Source organism: Allobosea sp. (genome assembly GCF_048595345.1).
In the GTDB taxonomy this organism is placed as follows: domain Bacteria; phylum Pseudomonadota; class Alphaproteobacteria; order Rhizobiales; family Beijerinckiaceae; genus Allobosea.
The window spans coordinates 1-2881 of the sequence record NZ_JBMDWH010000115.1 but is presented as its reverse complement, the minus strand read 5'-3'; the positions used below and the strand labels follow the sequence as shown (position 1 = coordinate 2881).

At 68.1% G+C, this 2881-nt stretch carries 3 protein-coding genes and 1 pseudogene; all 4 read right to left on the bottom strand.

From position 1 onward, the window contains the following. A pseudogene (locus tag ACOJTB_RS11510) lies at nt 1-125 on the bottom strand (HK97 family phage prohead protease); the annotation flags it as partial. Between the two features lie 144 nt (nt 126-269). Further along, on the bottom strand, nt 270-578 hold the full coding sequence (locus tag ACOJTB_RS11505) for a DUF6107 family protein (RefSeq protein ID WP_134647580.1): 309 nt from the start codon (nt 576-578) through the stop codon (nt 270-272). A 467-nt stretch (nt 579-1045) separates the two neighbouring features. Continuing rightward, nucleotides 1046-2200, bottom strand: coding sequence for a phage portal protein (locus tag ACOJTB_RS11500; protein WP_420102656.1), 1155 nt, complete (start codon nt 2198-2200; stop codon nt 1046-1048). 217 nt (nt 2201-2417) lie between these two features. Beyond that, nucleotides 2418-2881 (bottom strand): glycoside hydrolase family 19 protein (locus ACOJTB_RS11495; protein ID WP_420102655.1); only part of this gene is annotated, 464 nt, incomplete at its 5' end.

Sequence of the window (2881 nt, the reverse complement as noted above, 5' to 3'; positions counted from 1 at the left end):
TTGCCCAGGTCCACCTCGCCGAACAGGCTGGCATAGCCCGAAAACGCCCCGTCGCCGGAAACCCCGGCCAGCGTCAGATCGGCATACTTCTTCGTCCGCCAGACCGGCAGGTCGTCGGTTGTCATGGGTTGCTCCGATGTTTGGGTTGGGAAAGAGCGAATAGCGAATAGCGAATAGGGAGTAGCGAATAGGGAGGGCGGACCGATCATCGCCCGCCGGCCCCTATTCGCTATTCGCCATTCCCTATTCGCTATTCGCTATTCGCTCCCTCACTGCCTCATCCGCTCCGCCGCCCGCGCCAGGACGCCGAGGCCCCACCAGGCCGAGAGGCTCGCCGCAGCCGATCCCGTCAGCAGCACCTCCACCGGCCCGAGATAGCTCGCGATGCCGAGGCGGACAGCGATCCACAGCCCGGCCGGGCCGCCGAAGACGAGCCCGCAGGCGAGGCCGGTGAAGAACCGGCACGCCGCCTCGCGGCGGCTTTTGGGCAGCAGGTAGATCAGCGAGACGGCGGCACCCGCCGACGCCCCGACCAGACGGGCCGTCCACAGCCCGCCGTCGTTTCCGAAGTCAGCCATTGTTAAGCCTTTCAGATTATTATGAAAATCCAGAAGCATCGGCCAACCGGCCGAGAACACGCCGGCTTCTCTGCAGCGGGCGCGGCAAACGCCGAGTCTTTTGAATCCCTTGGCGCGCTTTCCTCGACATCCGATTCAACGCGTTCAGATGTTGAATCCGGATGGCGGCAAAACGATTCAGGTCCTGCGGGCAACGATCTGTTTTTTCGGCGTTTTCGGGAGCTCACCCCCCTCTGCCCTGCCGGGCATCTCCCCCACAAGGGGGGAGATCGGCAGGACGCTACTGACTGCTCACTCAGTAACGCTGGAGATAACCGAAGCATCGCCCCCATCCAATCTCCCCCCTTGTGGGGGAGATGTCCGGCAGGACAGAGGGGGGTGCACCGCACCCTCAAACCTCACCGCCCGCCGCGTCTTCTCGCCCGCACCTCTCTCACAAGCGATCAGACGACCGCCCCTCGCCCCCCTCAATACCCCACCGCCCGCCGTTTCTCCTCGTCCGTCAGGAAACCCGCCGCCCCCACGCGCGCCCACAGTTCGGAGCGCTCCACGGCAAGGCCGCTGACCTGGTCGAGGTCCGGCACCAGCCGCAGCGCGGCCTCGCCTTCCTCGGAAAACCAGTTGGCGAAGGCGGCGGCGGTGCGGCTCACCAGCGGCAGCACCGTCAGCCGCCAGAAGGCGCGGTTGGCCTCCTGGTAGTTGGCATAGGTCGCATCGCCGTGCACGCCGATCAGCATGGGCGGCACGCCGAAGGCGAGCGCGATGTCGCGCGCCGCGCCGTTCTTGGCCTCCACGAAATCCATCTCGCGCGGCGAAAGGCCCATCGCCTTCCAGTCGAGCCCGCCTTCCAGCAGCATCGGCCGCCCGGCACGCGCCGCGCCCGAATAGCCGTCCTCCAGTTCGCTCTTCAGCCGCGCATACTGGTCGGGCGAAAGATTGCCGCCCTCCTTGGGCTGGTAGACGAGCGCGCCGGAGGGACGCGCCGAATTGTCGAGCAGCGCCTTGTTCCAGATCGCCGCGGCATTGGAGAGATCGAGCGCCATGGAGGCGGCCTCGAGCGGCGCGAAGCCGAGCTGGTCGTCGAGCGGGTGAAACAGCCGCAGATGCAGGATCGCCTGCCCCTCGCCCGCCGCCCCGTCGCCCGCGCGGTGACGGCGCACATGGTTGCCGGTGCGGTATTCATAGGCTTCCGGCCAGCCGTCGCGCCCCTCGACGATGCGTACCCGGTCGGGCCGCAGGAGGTGCAGTTCGCGCAACTCGTCGCCCACCCGCACGCCCTCGACGAAAGCGTTGCCGGCAAGCAGCAGGTGCCCGTAGAGCGTCTCGAAGAAATCCGTGCCCGCCATGCGCCCGTTCGGCCGTGACAGCAGCGTAAGACGCGCATCGCCCGGCCGCTCGCTCTCGCCCTCATAGGCAAGCCAGGGCACCGAGGCGGCGGCCTCCGCGATCATCCGCACCGCCCGGTGCGCGATCGGGTTCTTCATGAAGCCCTCGCGCGACAGCGAGGCATAGGACCGGCTCGACCAGTGCGCCCGCCCCTCGGCCGTCAGCGTGAAGAAGCCCGACGCCTTGGTTTCCGCCGGCGCCGCACGCCGTCGGGAGAAAATGGATGGCAGTTTCATGATGCCCTCGGTTCGTTGCAAAATGCGGTTCGTGCAGGGAAGCGCCCCTCATCCCCCTGCCGGGACCTTCTCCCCGCAAGCGGGGCGACGGGGCAGGTCGAGACGGTCTCCTCCCCGTTGAAGGCGGTTTTCTCCGGGAAAACGGTCCTCCAATCCCCTTATCCCCGTCGGGGAGAAGAGGGCGGCAGCCGGATGAGGGGGGCAGCACCGCCGCCGCCTACCCGCCCAGCGCGGCGAAAAACGCCCGCCCGTACCCCGCCACGCGCTCGGCGCGGTCCAGTCCGTTGATGATCCGCCGCGCGCCGATCCAGTCGGCGCGGCCGGGTGAAAAGCAGTCGGCCAGCCGCCGGCCGGTGAAGGCCCCGCGCAGCATGCCGACGACGAGGATTTCCACCGACACCGCCATCTCCATCGCCCGCTCGGGGTGCTGCACAAGATCCACGCCGATCAGCGATGACAGCCGTTCGTAGTTGTGCCGGTGCGTGATCTGGACCAGCCCGCGCCCGAGCCAGGTCCTCCCGTCGACGTCGCGCCGCCAGTAGGGTGCGGAGACCTGCGGCAGACGGCCCTCGGCAAAGGCCCGGTCGAGGCGGGCGATCGCGGTGCCGTCGCTCGCCGCGAAGGTCTCGCGCACCGGCTGCATGCGCCCGCCCGTCTCGTGATGCGCCGTCGCCAGCATAT